The 17,548-nt window shown below is 39.1% G+C and carries 16 protein-coding genes; all 16 read right to left on the reverse strand.

Features of this window, described 5'->3' with window-relative positions:
- Positions 1 to 2 precede the first annotated feature (2 nt).
- Positions 3 to 1,385 (reverse strand): F0F1 ATP synthase subunit beta, encoded by a 1,383-nt coding sequence (gene atpD, locus KO525_RS14450; protein ID WP_215964532.1) that lies wholly within the window; start codon positions 1,383 to 1,385, stop codon positions 3 to 5.
- A gap of 27 nt (positions 1,386 to 1,412) precedes the next feature.
- Positions 1,413 to 2,273 (reverse strand): F0F1 ATP synthase subunit gamma, encoded by an 861-nt coding sequence (atpG, locus tag KO525_RS14455; RefSeq protein ID WP_215964533.1) that lies wholly within the window; start codon positions 2,271 to 2,273, stop codon positions 1,413 to 1,415.
- A gap of 65 nt (positions 2,274 to 2,338) precedes the next feature.
- Positions 2,339 to 3,880, reverse strand: a complete 1,542-nt coding sequence (gene atpA, locus KO525_RS14460; protein WP_215964534.1) for a F0F1 ATP synthase subunit alpha — start codon at positions 3,878 to 3,880, stop codon at positions 2,339 to 2,341.
- Between the two features lie 14 nt (positions 3,881 to 3,894).
- Positions 3,895 to 4,428: a F0F1 ATP synthase subunit delta gene (gene atpH / locus KO525_RS14465; protein WP_215964535.1), complete on the reverse strand. Its 534-nt coding sequence runs from the start codon at positions 4,426 to 4,428 to the stop codon at positions 3,895 to 3,897.
- An 18-nt stretch (positions 4,429 to 4,446) separates the two neighbouring features.
- A complete protein-coding gene (gene atpF, locus KO525_RS14470; protein WP_215964536.1) occupies positions 4,447 to 4,917 on the reverse strand; it encodes a F0F1 ATP synthase subunit B in 471 nt (156 codons plus the stop codon).
- A gap of 45 nt (positions 4,918 to 4,962) precedes the next feature.
- On the reverse strand, positions 4,963 to 5,187 hold the full coding sequence (gene atpE / locus KO525_RS14475; protein ID WP_215964537.1) for a F0F1 ATP synthase subunit C: 225 nt from the start codon (positions 5,185 to 5,187) through the stop codon (positions 4,963 to 4,965).
- Positions 5,188 to 5,295: 108 nt separating this feature from the next.
- Entirely contained in the window at positions 5,296 to 6,087 is a 792-nt protein-coding gene (atpB, locus tag KO525_RS14480) for a F0F1 ATP synthase subunit A (protein WP_215964538.1), read from the reverse strand.
- 27 nt (positions 6,088 to 6,114) lie between these two features.
- Complete coding sequence (locus KO525_RS14485) at positions 6,115 to 6,441, reverse strand: ATP synthase subunit I (protein ID WP_215964539.1); 327 nt, start codon at positions 6,439 to 6,441, stop codon at positions 6,115 to 6,117.
- Between the two features lie 532 nt (positions 6,442 to 6,973).
- On the reverse strand, positions 6,974 to 7,855 hold the full coding sequence (locus KO525_RS14490; protein WP_215964540.1) for a ParB/RepB/Spo0J family partition protein: 882 nt from the start codon (positions 7,853 to 7,855) through the stop codon (positions 6,974 to 6,976).
- A 27-nt stretch (positions 7,856 to 7,882) separates the two neighbouring features.
- On the reverse strand, positions 7,883 to 8,674 hold the full coding sequence (locus KO525_RS14495) for a ParA family protein (protein WP_215964541.1): 792 nt from the start codon (positions 8,672 to 8,674) through the stop codon (positions 7,883 to 7,885).
- A 39-nt stretch (positions 8,675 to 8,713) separates the two neighbouring features.
- Positions 8,714 to 9,343: a 16S rRNA (guanine(527)-N(7))-methyltransferase RsmG gene (gene rsmG / locus KO525_RS14500; RefSeq protein WP_215964542.1), complete on the reverse strand. Its 630-nt coding sequence runs from the start codon at positions 9,341 to 9,343 to the stop codon at positions 8,714 to 8,716.
- Positions 9,344 to 9,432: 89 nt separating this feature from the next.
- Positions 9,433 to 11,322 carry a tRNA uridine-5-carboxymethylaminomethyl(34) synthesis enzyme MnmG gene (mnmG, locus tag KO525_RS14505; RefSeq protein ID WP_215964543.1) on the reverse strand — a complete coding sequence of 630 codons (1,890 nt, stop codon included), beginning with the start codon at positions 11,320 to 11,322 and terminating at the stop codon, positions 9,433 to 9,435.
- A gap of 573 nt (positions 11,323 to 11,895) precedes the next feature.
- A complete protein-coding gene (locus tag KO525_RS14510; RefSeq protein WP_215964544.1) occupies positions 11,896 to 12,333 on the reverse strand; it encodes a flavodoxin domain-containing protein in 438 nt (145 codons plus the stop codon).
- 8 nt (positions 12,334 to 12,341) lie between these two features.
- Entirely contained in the window at positions 12,342 to 14,030 is a 1,689-nt protein-coding gene (locus tag KO525_RS14515; RefSeq protein WP_215964545.1) for an EAL domain-containing protein, read from the reverse strand.
- Positions 14,031 to 14,096: 66 nt separating this feature from the next.
- A complete protein-coding gene (locus KO525_RS14520; protein ID WP_215964546.1) occupies positions 14,097 to 16,352 on the reverse strand; it encodes an ATP-binding protein in 2,256 nt (751 codons plus the stop codon).
- Positions 16,352 to 17,542: an ABC transporter substrate-binding protein gene (locus KO525_RS14525; RefSeq protein WP_215964547.1), complete on the reverse strand. Its 1,191-nt coding sequence runs from the start codon at positions 17,540 to 17,542 to the stop codon at positions 16,352 to 16,354. Before KO525_RS14525 ends, KO525_RS14520 begins: the two co-directional genes overlap by 1 nt.
- Positions 17,543 to 17,548 lie beyond the last annotated feature (6 nt).

Consider the following 17,548-nt stretch of genomic DNA (forward strand, 5'->3'; position numbering starts at 1 on the left):
TTCTATTTATTCGCTTTTTCTACCGCTTCGTCGATAGAACCAACCATGTAGAACATTTGTTCTGGTAGTTCATCGTAGTCACCATTCAGAATGCCTTTAAATCCTGCAATAGTGTCTTTAAGCGATACGTATTTACCTGGAGAACCAGTGAATACTTCTGCTACGAAGAAAGGTTGAGATAAGAAACGTTCAATCTTACGAGCTCGAGATACAGTCTGTTTATCTTCTTCAGATAATTCGTCCATACCCAAGATAGCGATGATGTCTTTTAACTCTTTGTAACGTTGTAATACAGTTTGTACGCCACGTGCAACGTCATAATGCTCTTGACCAATAACTAATGGGTCAAGCTGACGTGAAGATGAATCTAGTGGATCGATCGCTGGGTAAATACCTTTTGATGCGATATCACGAGATAGTACAACTGTAGCATCTAAGTGAGCAAACGTTGTTGCTGGTGATGGGTCAGTCAAGTCATCCGCAGGTACGTATACCGCTTGGATTGAAGTGATTGAACCAGTCTTAGTAGATGCGATACGTTCTTGAAGAACACCCATTTCTTCAGCAAGTGTTGGTTGGTAACCAACGGCTGAAGGCATACGACCAAGTAGTGCAGAAACTTCTGTACCAGCTAGTGTATAACGATAGATGTTATCAACGAAGAATAAAACGTCACGACCTTCGTCACGGAATTTCTCAGCCATTGTCAAACCAGTTAAGGCAACACGTAAACGGTTTCCTGGAGGCTCGTTCATTTGGCCGTAAACTAGAGATACTTTATCTAGTACGTTTGATTCGTTCATTTCATGGTAGAAATCGTTACCCTCACGAGTACGCTCACCAACACCTGCGAATACTGAGTAGCCGCTGTGCTCGATTGCGATGTTACGGATAAGTTCCATCATGTTTACGGTTTTACCAACACCGGCACCACCGAATAGTCCAACTTTACCACCTTTAGCAAACGGACATACAAGGTCGATAACCTTGATACCAGTTTCTAGAAGTTCAGTAGAACTTGATTGTTCTTCATATGAAGGTGCTTCACGGTGAATTGTATAACGCTCTTCTTCACCAATTGGGCCCGCTTCATCAATAGGGTTACCTAGTACGTCCATGATACGACCTAGGGTCTTAGTTCCTACAGGAACTTCGATTCCTTTGCCAGTACCAACGACAACAGCACCACGTGACAACCCGTCAGTTGTACCCATCGCGATTGCGCGAACGATACCACCACCAAGCTGTTGTTGTACTTCTAATGTTAAGCCTTCAAGCTTACCATTAGTAACTTGTATTGCGTCATATACCGCAGGTACTGCATCTTGTGGGAACTCAACGTCCACAACTGCGCCAATGATCTGTACGACCTTACCTTGACTCATGACATTTCCTCATAAATTTTTGTTAACCTAAACCGCCGCAGAACCAGCACATATCTCAGAAATTTCCTGAGTGATGGCTGCTTGACGTGCCTTGTTGTAAACCAATTGTAAATCGTTGATAAGGTCACCCGCATTGTCTGTAGCGGCTTTCATTGCAACCATACGTGCAGCTTGCTCTGAAGCTGAGTTTTCAACGACACCTTGGTAAACCTGTGATTCCACATAACGAACTAATAAAGCGTCTAACAACACTTTAGGATCTGGTTCGTAGATGTAATCCCAGTTTCCTGACATGTCTTCATCTTCTGATTTTGGTAAAGGTAATAACTGATCGATCGTCGGTTCTTGCGTCATTGTGTTAACAAATTTGTTATACACAACGAACAAGCGGTCGATTTTGCCTTCATTGTAAGCGTCTAACATAACGCGAACAGAACCAACAACGTCTTGTACAGACGGTGCATCGCCGAGTCCTGAGTTTGCAGCAACTACTTTACCGCCAAAGCGGTTAAAGAAGCCGATAGCTTTAGTACCAATCGCAGCGAAGTCAACTTCAACATCAGCTTTGAAATACTTTTCAGCATCTTTTGCTACGGCTTTGAACTCATTTGCGTTCAAGCCACCACACAGACCACGGTCAGACGAAATCACCACATAACCTACACGTTTCACTTCACGCTCTTCCAAATATGGATGGCGAAATTCCAAGCTACCACGTGCAATGTGACCAATCACTTTACGCATAGTTTTCGCATATGGACGGCTAGAAGCCATACGGTCTTGAGCTTTCTTCATTTTAGAAGCCGCAACCATTTCCATAGCGTTGGTAATCTTCTGAGTATTTTTAATACTACCGATCTTACCTTTTATCTCTTTTGCGCCGGACATGTGATTCTCCGATAAACGTTCAACGAAAGTGAGTTACGCTTTAATAGCGAACTCACTTAACCTAATTACCAAGTTTGAGTCGCTTTGAACTTCTCAATGCCTTCTTTCAAACTTGCTTCGATTTCGCCGTTGAAGTTACCAGTTGCATCAATATTATCCATAAGCTCAGTGTAAGTACTTTGCATGAATGAAATTAACGCTGACTCGAAGTCCAATACTTTAGATACTTCGATGTCCTGTAAATAACCTTTTTCAGCAGCAAACAATGAAACACCCATTTCAGCAATTGACATTGGTGCATATTGTTTCTGTTTCATCAACTCAGTTACACGCTCACCATGCTCTAATTGAGCACGAGTTGCTTCATCTAGATCAGATGCAAACTGAGAGAACGCCGCTAATTCACGGTATTGCGCAAGTGCTAGACGGATACCACCACCTAGTTTCTTGATAATCTTTGTTTGTGCCGCACCACCAACACGAGATACCGAGATACCAGCATTTACAGCTGGACGGATACCTGCGTTGAACATGTCAGACTCAAGGAAGATTTGACCATCGGTAATCGAGATTACGTTAGTCGGGACGAATGCTGATACGTCACCTGCTTGAGTTTCAATGATTGGAAGTGCTGTTAAAGAACCTGTTTTGCCTTTAACTTTACCTTCAGTGTAACGTTCAACATAAACGTCATTTACTCGAGCAGCACGCTCTAGTAGACGTGAATGAAGATAGAAAACGTCACCTGGGTATGCTTCACGACCTGGTGGACGTTTAAGAAGCAAAGAGATTTGACGGTAAGCAACAGCTTGCTTAGACAAATCATCATATACGATTAGTGCGTCTTGACCGTTATCACGGAAATATTCACCCATTGTACAACCAGAGAATGGCGCTAAGAATTGCAATGCAGCAGATTCAGACGCAGATGCAGCAACGATGATAGTATTATCTAACGCACCGTGCTCTTCTAGTTTACGTACAACGTTAGCGATAGTAGACGCTTTCTGACCGATAGCGACATACACACACTTAATATCAGAATCTTTCTGATTGATGATTGCATCGATTGCCAACGCAGTTTTACCTGTTTGACGGTCACCGATAATAAGTTCACGTTGTCCACGACCAACTGGGATCATAGAGTCAACAGACTTATAACCAGTTTGAACTGGCTCGTCTACCGATTGACGTTCGATTACACCAGGTGCAATTTTTTCTACTGGTTCAAAACCAGCAGCGTCAATTGGACCTTTACCATCGATTGGCTCACCAAGTGTGTTTACAACACGACCTAGTAGCGCGTCACCTACTGGAACCTGTAAAATACGGCCAGTAGATTTAACTTTTGTACCTTCTCTAAGGTCCGCATATGGACCCATAACTACCGCACCTACAGAGTCACGCTCTAGGTTTAAGGCGATAGCATAGCGGTTACCAGGAAGCTCGATCATCTCACCTTGCATACAGTCAGCTAGACCGTGGATGCGGATGATTCCGTCGGTAACAGATACGATAGTACCTTCGTTACGTGCTTCGCTGACAACGTCAAACTGTTCAATTCTTTTCTTGATCAGTTCGGCGATTTCAGTTGAGTTAAGTTGCATGCTCAAATCCCCAATTACGATTGCAATACGTGTGATAAACGATCTAACTTGCCGCGGATTGTTGCATCAATAACGGTATCACCCGCCTTGATTAACATCCCGCCAACAACAGAGTTATCAACGCTGCAATTCAGCTTAATTTTGCGTGCTAGACGTTTTTCTAATGACGAAGATAATGCAGTTTCCTGCGCACTTGTCATCTCGATTGCTGAAGTGATTTCCACTTCAATTTCATTCTCGTACTCTGCTTTAAGTTCTGCGAACATTTCAGCAACAGCCGGAAGTGCAATCAATCGTCCATTCTCGGCCAATACTTTTACAAAGTTTTGACCGTTTTCATTCAGTTGTTCACCACATACTTTGATAAATAAATCAGAAGTAGCATCTGGTGAGTGAGAGCCAGACAAAAAGGTAACAATGTCGGTATTTTTTGCAACTTCTGAAGCAAAAAATAACATGTCGTTCCAATTCGAAACTGCTTGGCTTTCTACAGCGAAATCAAATGCAGCTTTAGCGTAGGGACGAGCTACTGTAGTCAATTCAGACATATTGCTCTATTCCTCTGCTTAAAGTTCTGCAACTAGTTTATCTAGGATATCGCTATGGGCAGCAGCATCTATTTGACGCTCTAAGATCTTCTCTGCACCAGCAATGGCTAAAACAGAAACCTGTTGACGAAGATCTTCCTTCGCGCGATTGCGCTCAGCTTCAACTTCCGCTTGACCTTGAGCAATGATTTTCTCACGCTCTTCATGTCCACGGGTTGTTTCTTCATCAACGATTTGTGTCGCACGCTTTTTGGCTTGCTCAATAATATCAGCAGCTTGAGCTTTAGCGTCTTTCAACTGCTCAGTTACTTTATGTTGGGCAAGTTCTAAGTCTTTTTCTGCACGTTCACCGGCAGCAAGACCTTCTGCAATCTTATTCTGGCGTTCTTCAATCGCACCATTCAATACTGGCCATACGTATTTCATCGTAAACCAGACAAAGAATATAAATGCAATCGCTTCGCCTAACAGAGTGGCATTAAGATTCACAACCGCTCTCCTTAATTAATTTAATGTTCGGAATGGACGAATTAATTAAAGTGCGAACATCAAGTATAACGCAATCGCCACACCAATCATCGCGATAGCATCGATTAGACCCGCTACGATGAACATTTTTACTTGCAGCTGTGGAGCTAGTTCAGGTTGACGAGCAGCAGATTCTAAGAATTTGCCACCTAGTATACCGAAACCGATAGCTGTACCAAGTGCACCTAAGCCGATTAGTAAAGCAACAGCGATGTAAATAATTGGATCCATTTTTATCTCCAAATGGTTAGTTAAGTTAAAGTTAAAGTTAAAAGTAAAACTTGTTAGGACTTCCTGTCCTATAGATGGTGATTAGCCATCTATATAAAATCTTAAAAATTAGTGATCTTCGTGAGCTAACGATAAATATACAATAGTTAGCATCATGAAAATAAACGCTTGTAGCGGTATAACTAATAAGTGGAATGCAGCCCAGATAAAGTGAGCAGGCAATTGCCAAACACCAATCAGACCAGCAATTAGGATGAATATCAATTCACCTGCATATAAGTTACCGAATAAACGTAAAGCTAAAGACATTGGCTTAGCAAGCAAAGAAATAACTTCAATAATAAAGTTAAACCAGTACAACCAAGGTGTATTAAACGGGTGAGCATAAAGCTCTTTCATAAAGCCGCCAAAGCCTTTAATTTTAATCGAATAGAAAATCATTAGGACAAACACGCCCAGCGCTAATGCAGCTGTCATATTAAGGTCTGTAGTTGGTACAACCTTCATATATACGTCGTGTGGGTCATAGCCCATTAGACCGCCGATCCATTGCGCTAAAGAAGGCAAGAAATCAACTGGGATAAGATCCATTGTATTCATTAACAATACCCACATAAAGATGGTTAATGCTAATGGTGCGATAAGTGGGTTTTTGCCGTGGAAAGTATCTTTAACACTTTGACCAACAAATTCGACAATCATTTCAACAAAACATTGAAATTTCCCCGGTACGCCGACAGTTGCTTTTTTAGCGACACTGCGGAATGAAAGAATGAATACCAAGCCGAGAAGGATAGACCAAGCAAGTGTATCCACATGCCATGTCCAAAAGCCTTCACCCACTGACGCATTGGTCAGATGGTGCTTGATGTAACCCTGTGTAGTGAGTTCACCAGCCATTGTTAATTTCCCAAAAGTTTAAAGTTATTAAAAAAAAATCGATTGCATAAACTGGCTAACTTTCATAATCACAAACCCTGCTAATAACGCCGGAAATACAACCGGAAGGGTCTTGATGACTAAAATAAACAGCGCACCAGTTAACATTATCTTTACCGTTTCACCGCGATAAAATGAAGCCGCAACTTGTTGTAGTTGTCTTGCCCCACTAAAACGAAACGCATATATAGTAAATATAAAAGCAGGAAGTACATCTAACATAACGCCAATCATAAATGACTGGCCAGCTTGCACTTCCCAAATAATTCCTACGGTAATCGCTAACAACATCCCAATGCTAATTTGCAAAGCCAAAAACTTAAATGCTTTGACTCTATTTATCTGGGAAAGATGTTGTACCAAAAATCGATTACCCTAACTTGTCATACGCACCCTACTTGGTGCAAAAACTGACTCCACTGAACTAAAAAACGTCACAATTGCTAAATTGTGGTGCATCAAGAGTCAAAAACTCGCGAAATTATACGTTTAAATGGTTTATTTGCAAGTTTTGCCAACCTTATTGTGTCTTTATCCTTTAAGCTCTATTTCCGCGTTGCGTGCAGTGAATACCAATAATTTCGGCGAACAGGCAGATCGTTGATTTTGTTAACTAAACGCGACAAAAATGACACTTTTGTTGCAACTTACTAAAACTAAAGTTTGGCAGCTAAGTGTATTTAGTGAAATAAACATGGTGAATATTGATTATTAAATGATGTTTATTCAGTTACTTTGCGTATAAACAAACATATTTTCTTAGATCACTTAGAGTAAATAATCTAAATATGGTTATATCAGCGAATAAACTGGATCCGCTGATATTATCTCTAAATGTTAAACCGACTTATTTTAAGTGGTTCAAAATACCATCTAGTTCATCGAGTGAGGTATAGGAAATAACCATTTTTCCTTTGCCTTTTCGATTGTAAGATATCTCTACTTTGGCACCTAGTTTCTCAACTAACTGTTGTTCGAGTAGTTTTACGTCAGGATCTTTAACTTGTTCTGCTTTTGGCTTAGCTTCCTGCGATAAACTGTTTACCAGTTTTTCAGTTTCACGAACGGTTAGTTCTTTTGCGACAACTTTACGTGCAGCTAACACTTGCTCATCGCCACCTAAACCCAGCAACACTTTAGCGTGTCCAAACTCAAGATCACCATGTTCCATTAAGGTTTTTACATCGTCTTCGAGTTTATTTAAACGCAAATAGTTAGTGACCGATGTTCTTGATTTGCCCACAGCATCTGCTACTTCTTGGTGTGTTAATTCGAATTCATCTTGAAGGCGTTGCAAAGCAATCGCTTCTTCCATTGCATTTAAGTCTTCACGTTGAATATTTTCGATAAGCGCAATAGCAACGGCCGCTTCATCTGGAACATCTTTGACAATGACAGGTACCGAGTCTAATTGGGCGATTTGAGATGCACGCCATCGACGTTCACCGGCAATAATTTCATATTGATCATCGCCAACAGGTCGAACAATTATTGGTTGAATAATGCCTTGGGTTTTAATTGATGCGGCAAGTTCTTCTAAAGCATCAGGAGACATATCTTTACGAGGTTGATATTTACCAGGTTGCAATTTTTCAATCGGAAGTTTCGACACAGCCGCAATTTCGTCATTAGGCTGCGCTGTTGAATTTCCTGTTGGATCGGCTTTATTCGATTGGGTCGCTAATAGAGCGTCAAGACCTCTTCCTAATCCACGTTTACGAGCAGACATTATTTTTCCTTTACTACAAATTGACGTTTATGATGATGCAGCGGCTTTTACTGCTTTGTCCGACCGACGTAAAATTTCTCCAGCTAATGCCAAATAAGCTTTTGCACCAGAAGAAGACTTGTCGTAATACATGACAGGCGAGCCAAAACTTGGGGCTTCAGCCAATCGAACGTTTCTTGGAATAACTGTACGGTAAACTTTATCGCCAAAATGGTGTTTTAGTTGCTCTGAAACATCATTGGCCAAACGATTTCGCGGATCGTACATAGTCCGCAAAATACCTTCAATTTTTAATTCTGAATTTAACACACTCGCCAGCGAAGTTATTGTGTCCATTAATGCGGTTAACCCTTCAAGGGCATAATACTCACATTGCATCGGCACGATAACGGAATCTGCCGCAGCCATTGCATTAACAGTTAACATATTGAGTGACGGGGGGCAGTCGATAAAAATAAAGTCATAATTGTCTTTTATTTTTTCTAAGGCTTTTTTCAAACGCAATTCACGTCCATACATTTCCATCATTTTGACTTCAGCTGCGGTGACGTCGCCATTGCCGGCAATAAGGTGATAGCCGCCAGACGTTTCTGTCTGAACAACTTGTTCGAAAGGCGTATCTTCGACTAATAGATCATAGGCACTGAATTCAATTTCATATTTATCAATACCAGAGCCCATAGTTGCATTACCCTGGGGATCTAAGTCGACTAACAAAACTTTACGCTTTGTTGCTGCCATTGACGCAGCTAAATTGACCGCAGAAGTGGTTTTGCCCACTCCACCTTTTTGATTGGCTATCGCTATAATTTTTGCCACGTTATCTATGATCCATATTCTAATTTATTGCGACGTTTTCTATTGCGATTTAAGCAACACTAAGTGTCGTTCAGCATTTAAATTCGGCACCACTAACGGTGCAATTGAGTCAACTTTAACAAAATCAGGCAAAGCTTCAATTTCTTCTTGTGCAAGTTGACCTTTTAACGCAAAAAATCGGCCATTAGGTGCAACAAGATGACGACTCCAATTGACCATATCTGAAATCGATGCAAATGCTCGGCTTAATACGCCAGCAAACTCGCCTTCGAAATCTTCTACCCGACTTTGTACAGGAATAATATTTTTAAGTCCTAGGTCGAGTTTAACTTGAGTCATAAATCTCACTCGTTTACCAAGGGAATCGAGCAACGTGAATTCTAGATCCGGATTTATAATCGCTAGTGGGATCCCCGGTAACCCTGGTCCGGTACCTACATCAATAAATTTATTATTAATATTAGTAACAGAAAGTAAGTGAGGACTTACAACTAGACTGTCCATTATGTGTTTTATTAACATCTGTTCAGGTTCACGCACAGACGTTAAATTATAGGCTTTGTTCCATTTATGCAATAACTCAACATAGGCGACTAATTGATCTATCTGCAAGTCACTAATTTTCAGGTCTGTTTGTGCTATTAATTTGGTAAGTTTGTTTTTTAACATGGGTGTATGAGATACAAGAAATTAAAATTACCGCTTAAGTATAACTAGCTAAACCAACCATACCTAGCGATAATTTTTAAACTTTGGAATTAAGCAAATCGGCGCAAAATGCCTTGTTTTTTAAGATAGACAAGGATCATCGAAATAGCTGCTGGTGTAATACCTGAAATACGTGATGCTTGACCAACAGTATCTGGTCTTGCTGCTTCAAGCTTGGCAATAACTTCATTTGATAAACCGCTTATGATCTTGTAATTAAAATCACTAGGTATTGTCGCTTGTTCGTTTTTGTCTTTTTTGGCAATTTCTAACAATTGACGATCTATATAACCTTGGTATTTAATTTGAATTTCAACTTGCTCAGCGGCTTGTTCGTTATCGCAACCCGGGCCAATACCATCGATTGCCATTAGATCTGTGTAGCGAATTTCAGGACGACGGAGCAGTTCTTCTAAACTTGCTTCTCTGCTCAACGGACCTTTTAACAGTTTATTAACGTCGTCTATTGATGCATGATCTTTATGAACCCAATTGCTTTTTAAACGTTGTTGTTCGATTGCAATTTTGTCCATTTTTTCATTAAATAATTTCCAACGGTGATCACAAACTAAACCAAGTTCACGACCTTTTTCTGTAAGGCGAATATCGGCATTGTCTTCACGGAGTAATAAACGATACTCGGCTCTTGATGTAAACATACGGTAAGGTTCTTTTGTCCCTAACGTTGCTAAATCATCAATTAATACGCCCATGTAGGCTTGATCTCTTGTTGGTGACCAGGCTTCTTTATCTTGTGCTTTAAGTGCGGCGTTTAAGCCAGCAACTAAACCTTGGGCACCGGCTTCTTCATAACCGGTTGTGCCATTAATTTGTCCAGCAAAGAATAAACCTTTAACAAATTTTGTTTCCAAAGATTGATTTAAATCTCGAGGATCAAAATAGTCATATTCGATTGCATAGCCTGGCCGTGTGATATGAGCGTTTTCAAAACCGGCAATTGAATGAACTAATTCAAGTTGAACATCAAATGGCAAACTGGTGGAGATCCCATTTGGATAAACTTCATGGGTTGTTAAGCCTTCTGGTTCAACAAAAATTTGATGTTTGTCTTTATCTGCAAAACGAACCACTTTGTCTTCAATAGAAGGACAATAACGAGGACCAATTCCCTCAATTACGCCAGAATACATAGGTGATCGGTCTAATCCGCCACGAATAATTTCATGGGTTTTTTCGTTTGTGTAAGTAATAAAACAAGGGATCTGAGTTGGATGAGATCCTTTTTCACTGATGTATGAAAAATATGGTGTAGGAAGATCACCAGGTTGTTTTGCCATTACTGAAAAATCAATTGAGCGCGCATCGATTCTAGGTGGAGTACCTGTTTTTAAACGGTCTACACGAAATGGCATTTCACGAAGACGATCTGCCAATGCAATTGAAGGTGGATCGCCAGCTCGGCCACCAGAATGATTTTCTAATCCAATGTGGATCTTACCGCCTAAAAATGTTCCGACCGTTAGAACGACCGATTTTGCTTTAAACTTAAGGCCCATCTGGGTAACAACACCGACTACGGTTTCGTTTTCAATGATTAGATCATCACAAGATTGTTGGAAGATCTTTAAATTAGGCTGATTTTCTAGTGTGGTACGAATAAAGTTTCGATAAAGAATTCGATCGGCTTGAGCCCTTGTTGCTCGCACGGCTGGGCCTTTAGAACTATTTAATGTTCTAAATTGAATGCCACCAGCATCTGCTGCAAGTGCCATGATCCCGCCAAGAGCATCGATCTCTTTTACCAAATGGCCTTTGCCAATTCCGCCAATCGCAGGATTACAAGACATTTGGCCAAGTGTTTCAATGTTGTGAGTAAGCAATAGGGTTTGTTGCCCCATTCGTGCAGCAGCAAGGGCTGCTTCGGTGCCTGCGTGGCCACCGCCGATAACGATAACATCAAAATGTTCAGCAAAGATCATTAATACCTCAAATTCTTTAAATCGGGATCTTTTAAAAAGGGCGCATATTCTATCTTGCTTTTGCTGAGATTCAAATGGTTATTTTTTGGTCTGAAAGTGTCCAGTGATCTCATTTTCAGATCTCTTAATTATATTAAGATCTTTAAATAGATCTTTTATTATTACTACTATTAGCATTTGATTTTGTGTGCATAAGTGGTTTTTATTGTTATTTCATAGGATCTTAAAAGGATCCTAAACTGTGATCTAATGAGGATCTTATTCGGTATAACTTGGGTATAAACAGCCCTGTTATCCACAGGCACTGAAGTCGAAAAAGTTATATTCTGGATATCTCCAGTTAGATCATACGATCTTAACGATCTTATACACAACCTCTTCTAAGTATGAATGATACTGTGTGTATTATGTGTATATGTTGGGTACTTCATGTGATCGGGTTATTTAGTGAGGTGTTTTGGTGATCGATTGTGGGTAAAAATTATTTTTGTTTGATCAAAAAAAAAGATCCAATTTAGCGAATAAATTGAGATCTTTTTATGGATGATCGTATTTTGTGGAGTTTTTAACAGCTTAATTTAGTAAATCGAGTTTTGATTTTAGCCAAGGAATGATCAGATCTTCTGGTAATTCTTCGTCCATAGCGTCAACTGTGAAGGTTTCTGTGAGTTTATTTGCACCTAGTTTTAACAGTATTGATTCTATTTGATAGGCTGCTTTACAATAAGTGTCATAGCTACTATCACCTAGACCTATAACGATAAAACTGACATTAAATAAATCTGGTTTGGTGTTTTCTAACCAGGTTAAAAATGGTTTTAGATTATTTGGAATTTCACCAGCCCCATGGGTAGAGGTACAAAATATCCATAACTGTTTGGTGTCTGAACTGTCATATTCAGGCTCTAAAGTGACCTCTACGGGCAAATTATATTGTTCTAGTAGGGCACTTATATCATCCCCTACAAATTCAGCTGTACCGGTTTCTGTGCCTATTATTAGTTGTCGCATTGTGTTTCCTAGTTAAATATTTTTTCAATTTCTACTGGCGGCATTGGTTTATAGAAATAATATCCTTGGATTTGATCACATGAAAATTGTTTAAGTATTTCGACTTGCTGCACATGCTCTACACCTTCGACAATAGATTTCATACCAAGAGAATTTGCTATGGAAAGAATGTGGCTCATTAATTTTTGTCGTTTATTTTCTGTATGCAAATCATCAACAAAGACTTTGTCTACTTTTAGTATATCTACTGGAAATTCAATTAGATAACCCAAGGAGCTGTATCCTGTACCAAAGTCATCAAGCGCGATTTTTATTCCCATCGACTTTAAAATAGAGACTATTTTCTTAACTGCATTTGCATCATCCACCATGGCACTTTCTGTCATTTCGAGTTTTAAGTATTTTGAGGGGATGTTGTATTTTCTTAATGCGCTGTCTACTTCTTTTATTAGTGAAGGATTAACCCAATGTTTAGCTGATATATTAACGCCGACAGAAAACTCTTTGTCAGGCCCATATTTTGTAATCCATTTGGAAATTTGATTACACGTTTCATCAATTACGAACGAATCTATATCAAAAATTAGTCCTGTTTCTTCAGCCAATGGAATAAATTTGAAAGGTGTAATGAAGCTCCCATCGGGTTGGATCCAGCGGATCAGTGCTTCAAAAGTCTCTATTTCACTGGTAATCGTATTTACAATTGGTTGATAATATAAACACAATTCTCTGTTTCTTATCGCCTCTTTTAATTTGGGTTCTAGATGAAATTTATTTAAATTAGATTGATGAAGTTCTGGGTCATAAAACGCAATACCAATGTCGTTGTCAAGAGCCGTTTGTGAAGCAAATGCGGCGTTAGCGATTAGTGACTTAGGTTTTTTCTCACGTCCTTTGGTCATGCTAATACCAATGCCAAGGTTTCCTTTAAAGGTTTCCTTTTCTAGCGTAATTGCCTGATTTAAGGGACTGTATAATTTGTCTAGAGTTTCTATGTTTTCAACCAAATAAGCTAAATTTTTTGCTGTACTGCTAATCGCAATTACATCATCAGCTAATCGGCCAATAGTGATTTCAGGGTCTTTGCAGGTTTTAGCAACTCGAACCCCTTGGTGCTGGATATATTCCCTCGCTAAATCTGGACCTAGCGTTTGACTAATAAAATTGAATAATGAAAAACGGATATAGACGACAACAAACGTTGTATCTAGGTTATTGCTCATTTCATTGTCTAAGGTGCCAGAGAACAATTCGAGTTTGGCAAAATCCGTATCTTTATCGAAGTCTTTATAATAGTTAGTTTCAATATTTACGAGCCGTCTTTTTCTAACTGCAGCCTTGAGCCTAGCGTTTAATAGTATTGGGTTGAATGGTTTTGGCAAAAAATCATCTGCGCCCATCTCAATCCCTTTTATGACATTTTGTATATCGTCTAATGCAGAGATCATTATGACCGAAATATTTGCCGTTTTAGGAGTTGATTTAATTTTTTCAAGGACTTCAAAGCCATCCATGCCTGGCATCATGACGTCTAACAGAACAATATCAAAAAGCTCGCTTTCCAATAAGTCCAACGCAACAAAGCCGTCTTCAGCTTCGACAATATGTTTGTAATTAAGACGCGTTAATCTGCGCTTTAATGTATATCGATTATTTTCATTATCATCTACTACTAATATTTTAGTCTCTGGTGTCATTGTTCGTCCTTAGCGGTAGGTCTTTGCATTAATAAACATAGCTCTAATTATCTGCCTTTGGTCTCGTTAACTTAAATACTCTGAAAATATTAGACCTATGTTACTTTTATTAATGGGCTTTAATAAACAGTGCCTGACGCCTAGATTTAGATAAGTTTGTTTGTCTAGCTCTTCGCAGATTACAACAATTGGCACGTTATTCAATGTTTCATCTTTACTTAATGTTTGTATTATATTCATAGCTAGTTGCTTGTTAATTAAAGAATTGATGATAAACACACTTGGCTGTTTGGCAGACCTAAATTCAGCTATGTCGGTTTGAATTGCATAGGGCACGAGTTCGTTTGAATCACTTTGAAGGTGATACTTCAATAACTCTATCATGTGTTGGTCGTCGTCAATTATCAGCAATAAATTGGTATCTGTTTGAGTTGAGTCGTCTTGGCTTTCGGTTTCTTCTAAGTTATCTAACGTATTATTTGTGTTCTCAACAGTTAGTGGCATAGCAACTGGAATAGTGACATAAAAGTTTGTGCCGATATCAATTTCACTTTTGACTGTAATATTGCCACCCATTAAATTGGCTAGTTTTTGACTGATCGATAAACCAAGTCCAGTGCCTTCGTAGCGGCGGGTGGCTGATGAGTCTACCTGTTGAAAATCATTAAACAGTTTTGACAATTGGTTTTTGTCCATCCCAATTCCATTGTCACAGATGGCAAATTGAATATGAGCAATGCTGTCGATATCCAGTTTGTTCAACGTCATTCGAATAGTACCGTTCTCGGTAAATTTACAGGCGTTGCTAATTAGGTTTAACAAGACCTGTCTAAGTTTAGTTACGTCAGTAAACAAATCGCCAATATTGGGTTCTATTTCAACAATTAATGTGTTGTCTTGTTTTAGTGCAAGTGCTTCACAGGAGCGTTTTACGTCATTTATAAAGTAGCCAATATCAAATACTTCAGGGTGCAATTCCATTTTACCCGCTTCAATTTTTGATAAGTCTAGAATATCGTTTATCAGAGCGAGTAAATGTTTACTGGAGCGCAATACTCGATCTAACGGTTCAATATAATTTTCATCATTAGTCTCATTAGCGTCTTCTGACATCATTTCTGTTATGCCAATAATTGCATTGAGTGGTGTACGTAGCTCGTGGCTCATTTTAGCGAGGAAATCAGACTTTATTTGATTCGCTTGTATGGCTAATTTTTTAGCCTCTTCAGCTTCGTCACGGGCGTTTTCAGCGTCAATTTTTGCCTGGATAATTTTAACTTCAGATTCAGACAAATTATTTTCAATTCTTCCTAAAAAGTACCAAAACGAGATGAATATAAAGCTCATGATGACACCAAAAGAAATTGACGTGACTGTTAGTGAAACTTGGTAACTTCGTGTATCTGCACTTATATCTTTGAGCAACAGTACGCGCCCTAAGTAGTTTCCGTCGATATCATTAACTGGGAACAAAGCGAGATTAAATATTTTGTCGCCAAATCCAACTTGGTCTCGCATATATTTTAAATCCGGAGCATCGGTGGTCATAACGTCATCGAGCACATCGGCCAGCATTGGAAGATTGATATTGCCTTGAATCGGGGACATTAATACTAAATTCGTAAAATTATCCCAATGATTGATGATACCGAGTTGATTGTAGTGACGACTTACTGCGTTTTTAGATATTTTAGCTTTGTCGGCAAAAAGGTATAAATTGGCTTTATTTAGTGCAGAGACGTCTTGCACCGTATCAATTAGTGGCTTTGTAACTTGTACATAGCCAATTTTTGTATTGTTGTAAAAAATGCCGACAATGGCATAAATGTTTAATTTGCCATCGAGATTTAAATTAATGCCGGTCGCTGAATCGGTTTCAGCGTAAAGTGTATCGTGATGCGGCGCCTGGTTATAGTAAGTGCTGCCAACGCCAAAATTAGCTAAAAGATCTCCGTTTACGGAATATATTTGAATTTGTTCAATTAGCGCCTGGCTTGAATAGTTACGATGAAAAACCTTTATAGTATCTTGTAGCGCTTCTTCGTTATTTGATTGAATCGCTGAAATTATTGGATTTCGAGAGGCTAATAATGTTGCAGAGCTGAGTAATTGATATCTTAAATCTTCACCCACTTGATATAGTTGGTCGTCTACCTGCTCAACTAATTCGGCCAAATCTTGTTGCCTTTCTTTAGTAGACCAACTGCTTAAAATAAATGTAAATATTAACCATAATGCACTAAAAGCGATAGCAAGAGCGATAAGTACCGGAAATCGCAATTTACCGCTGGCAATAATTTTGTCACCCAAATTTAAATGCATCAATTCTGATCCTTGTTGTCAATTTGGTTTGTAATTAGCTGTTGTTGATCTAATTTTGACAACCAGGTTTTTTTTATCAGAACACGATCTTTATACACGCTGATGGTTTTATCTAGGCCTATGTCATAACGTTTTAAATAGGAAAATGAGTTAACAACGGTGGTTTTACTTATATTTGAATTTGGATCTTTTACCCAGCCAACCACCTGATCTATAAGCTGAAATGGCAAGGTGATGATCTCTATAAAGGAATCAGTATGAACTTTGTTGACACTCTGAAACATCGAGTCGATGGCAATTTTAGCTAATAGATAGCCTTTTAAAGCTTGGTGAGAATAGGGCGCTTGTGGGCTGTAAGCTTTCATGTCTCGTATAAATTCTTCAATTAAAGGCAGGTTTCTGCGATGTAGCGGCACAGAACTTACAAATAATAGGTTGTGACTATTGGTGTCACTGTATTTTTCCACCAAAAGCTTTTGCAATAGTGTTTTTTCCACAACTGGTAATATAAGCATTTGGCACTGGTTTTGTTGTTTGGTTAATTCAGCGAGGATATTCGCTGTGGTGTTAACGTTATTTGCAAAAACAATAGTGCAATTTTTTTGTGTTTTTGGGGCACGAATGCGTTGATTAGTTAGCTTTCTTACTGATTTGAGCGAAATAGAACGAATCGCATCTTCTATGGCATTGAAGTCATAATCATTGTCTGCTGAGACATAAATCGTGTCGCTGTTTTTTAATGTTTTGTTAAGAGAACGAAACATTTCAGAGTAGGGTTGCGATAAAAAACCAATGTATCTGTGATCTTTGATGTTAAGGGGTTGTTGGTGATGGTTCGCAGATAACAATAAGGTTTTATTATTGCCAGCCAGTCTAGCTAGATCAGCAACGTTTTCACTAATATCTGTAGTTAAAAGGGCCAACACATTTTTAGATGTTATTAACCTTTTAGCATTGGAAAGTGCTCGGTTCGTTTGGCCAATATCATCCATTGCTAGCAGTTTTATCTGATATTTATTGAAACGCTTCGATTGATTTTCGGCATGTATAAAGGCTTCAATTCCATTTTTGAAGTCGATACTAGATTGGGCATTTGGCCCGGACATGTTTAGAGTAATACCGATAGGTAATGTTTTTGCAAACACATTGGTTGAAATGAGGTTATTTGCCAATAGAGCAATAAGGCTCATAAAGAA

The sequence above is a fragment of the Psychrosphaera sp. B3R10 genome, from assembly GCF_018861025.1.
In the GTDB taxonomy this organism is placed as follows: domain Bacteria; phylum Pseudomonadota; class Gammaproteobacteria; order Enterobacterales; family Alteromonadaceae; genus Psychrosphaera; species Psychrosphaera algicola.

Excerpts from the sequence above, each read along its gene's own strand:
- atpD (WP_215964532.1), bottom strand. The coding sequence starts at position 1,385 with ATGAGTCAAGGTAAGGTCGTACAGATCATTGGCGCAGTTGTGGACGTT.
- atpG (WP_215964533.1), bottom strand. The coding sequence starts at position 2,273 with ATGTCCGGCGCAAAAGAGATAAAAGGTAAGATCGGTAGTATTAAAAAT.
- atpA (WP_215964534.1), bottom strand. The coding sequence starts at position 3,880 with ATGCAACTTAACTCAACTGAAATCGCCGAACTGATCAAGAAAAGAATT.
- atpH (WP_215964535.1), bottom strand. The coding sequence starts at position 4,428 with ATGTCTGAATTGACTACAGTAGCTCGTCCCTACGCTAAAGCTGCATTT.
- atpE (WP_215964537.1), bottom strand. The coding sequence starts at position 5,187 with ATGGATCCAATTATTTACATCGCTGTTGCTTTACTAATCGGCTTAGGT.
- atpB (WP_215964538.1), bottom strand. The coding sequence starts at position 6,087 with ATGGCTGGTGAACTCACTACACAGGGTTACATCAAGCACCATCTGACC.
- KO525_RS14490 (WP_215964540.1), bottom strand. The coding sequence starts at position 7,855 with ATGTCTGCTCGTAAACGTGGATTAGGAAGAGGTCTTGACGCTCTATTA.
- rsmG (WP_215964542.1), bottom strand. The coding sequence starts at position 9,343 with ATGTTAAAAAACAAACTTACCAAATTAATAGCACAAACAGACCTGAAA.
- mnmG (WP_215964543.1), bottom strand. The coding sequence starts at position 11,322 with ATGATCTTTGCTGAACATTTTGATGTTATCGTTATCGGCGGTGGCCAC.
- KO525_RS14510 (WP_215964544.1), bottom strand. The coding sequence starts at position 12,333 with ATGCGACAACTAATAATAGGCACAGAAACCGGTACAGCTGAATTTGTA.
- KO525_RS14515 (WP_215964545.1), bottom strand. The coding sequence starts at position 14,030 with ATGACACCAGAGACTAAAATATTAGTAGTAGATGATAATGAAAATAAT.
- KO525_RS14520 (WP_215964546.1), bottom strand. The coding sequence starts at position 16,352 with ATGCATTTAAATTTGGGTGACAAAATTATTGCCAGCGGTAAATTGCGA.
- KO525_RS14525 (WP_215964547.1), bottom strand. The coding sequence starts at position 17,542 with ATGAGCCTTATTGCTCTATTGGCAAATAACCTCATTTCAACCAATGTG.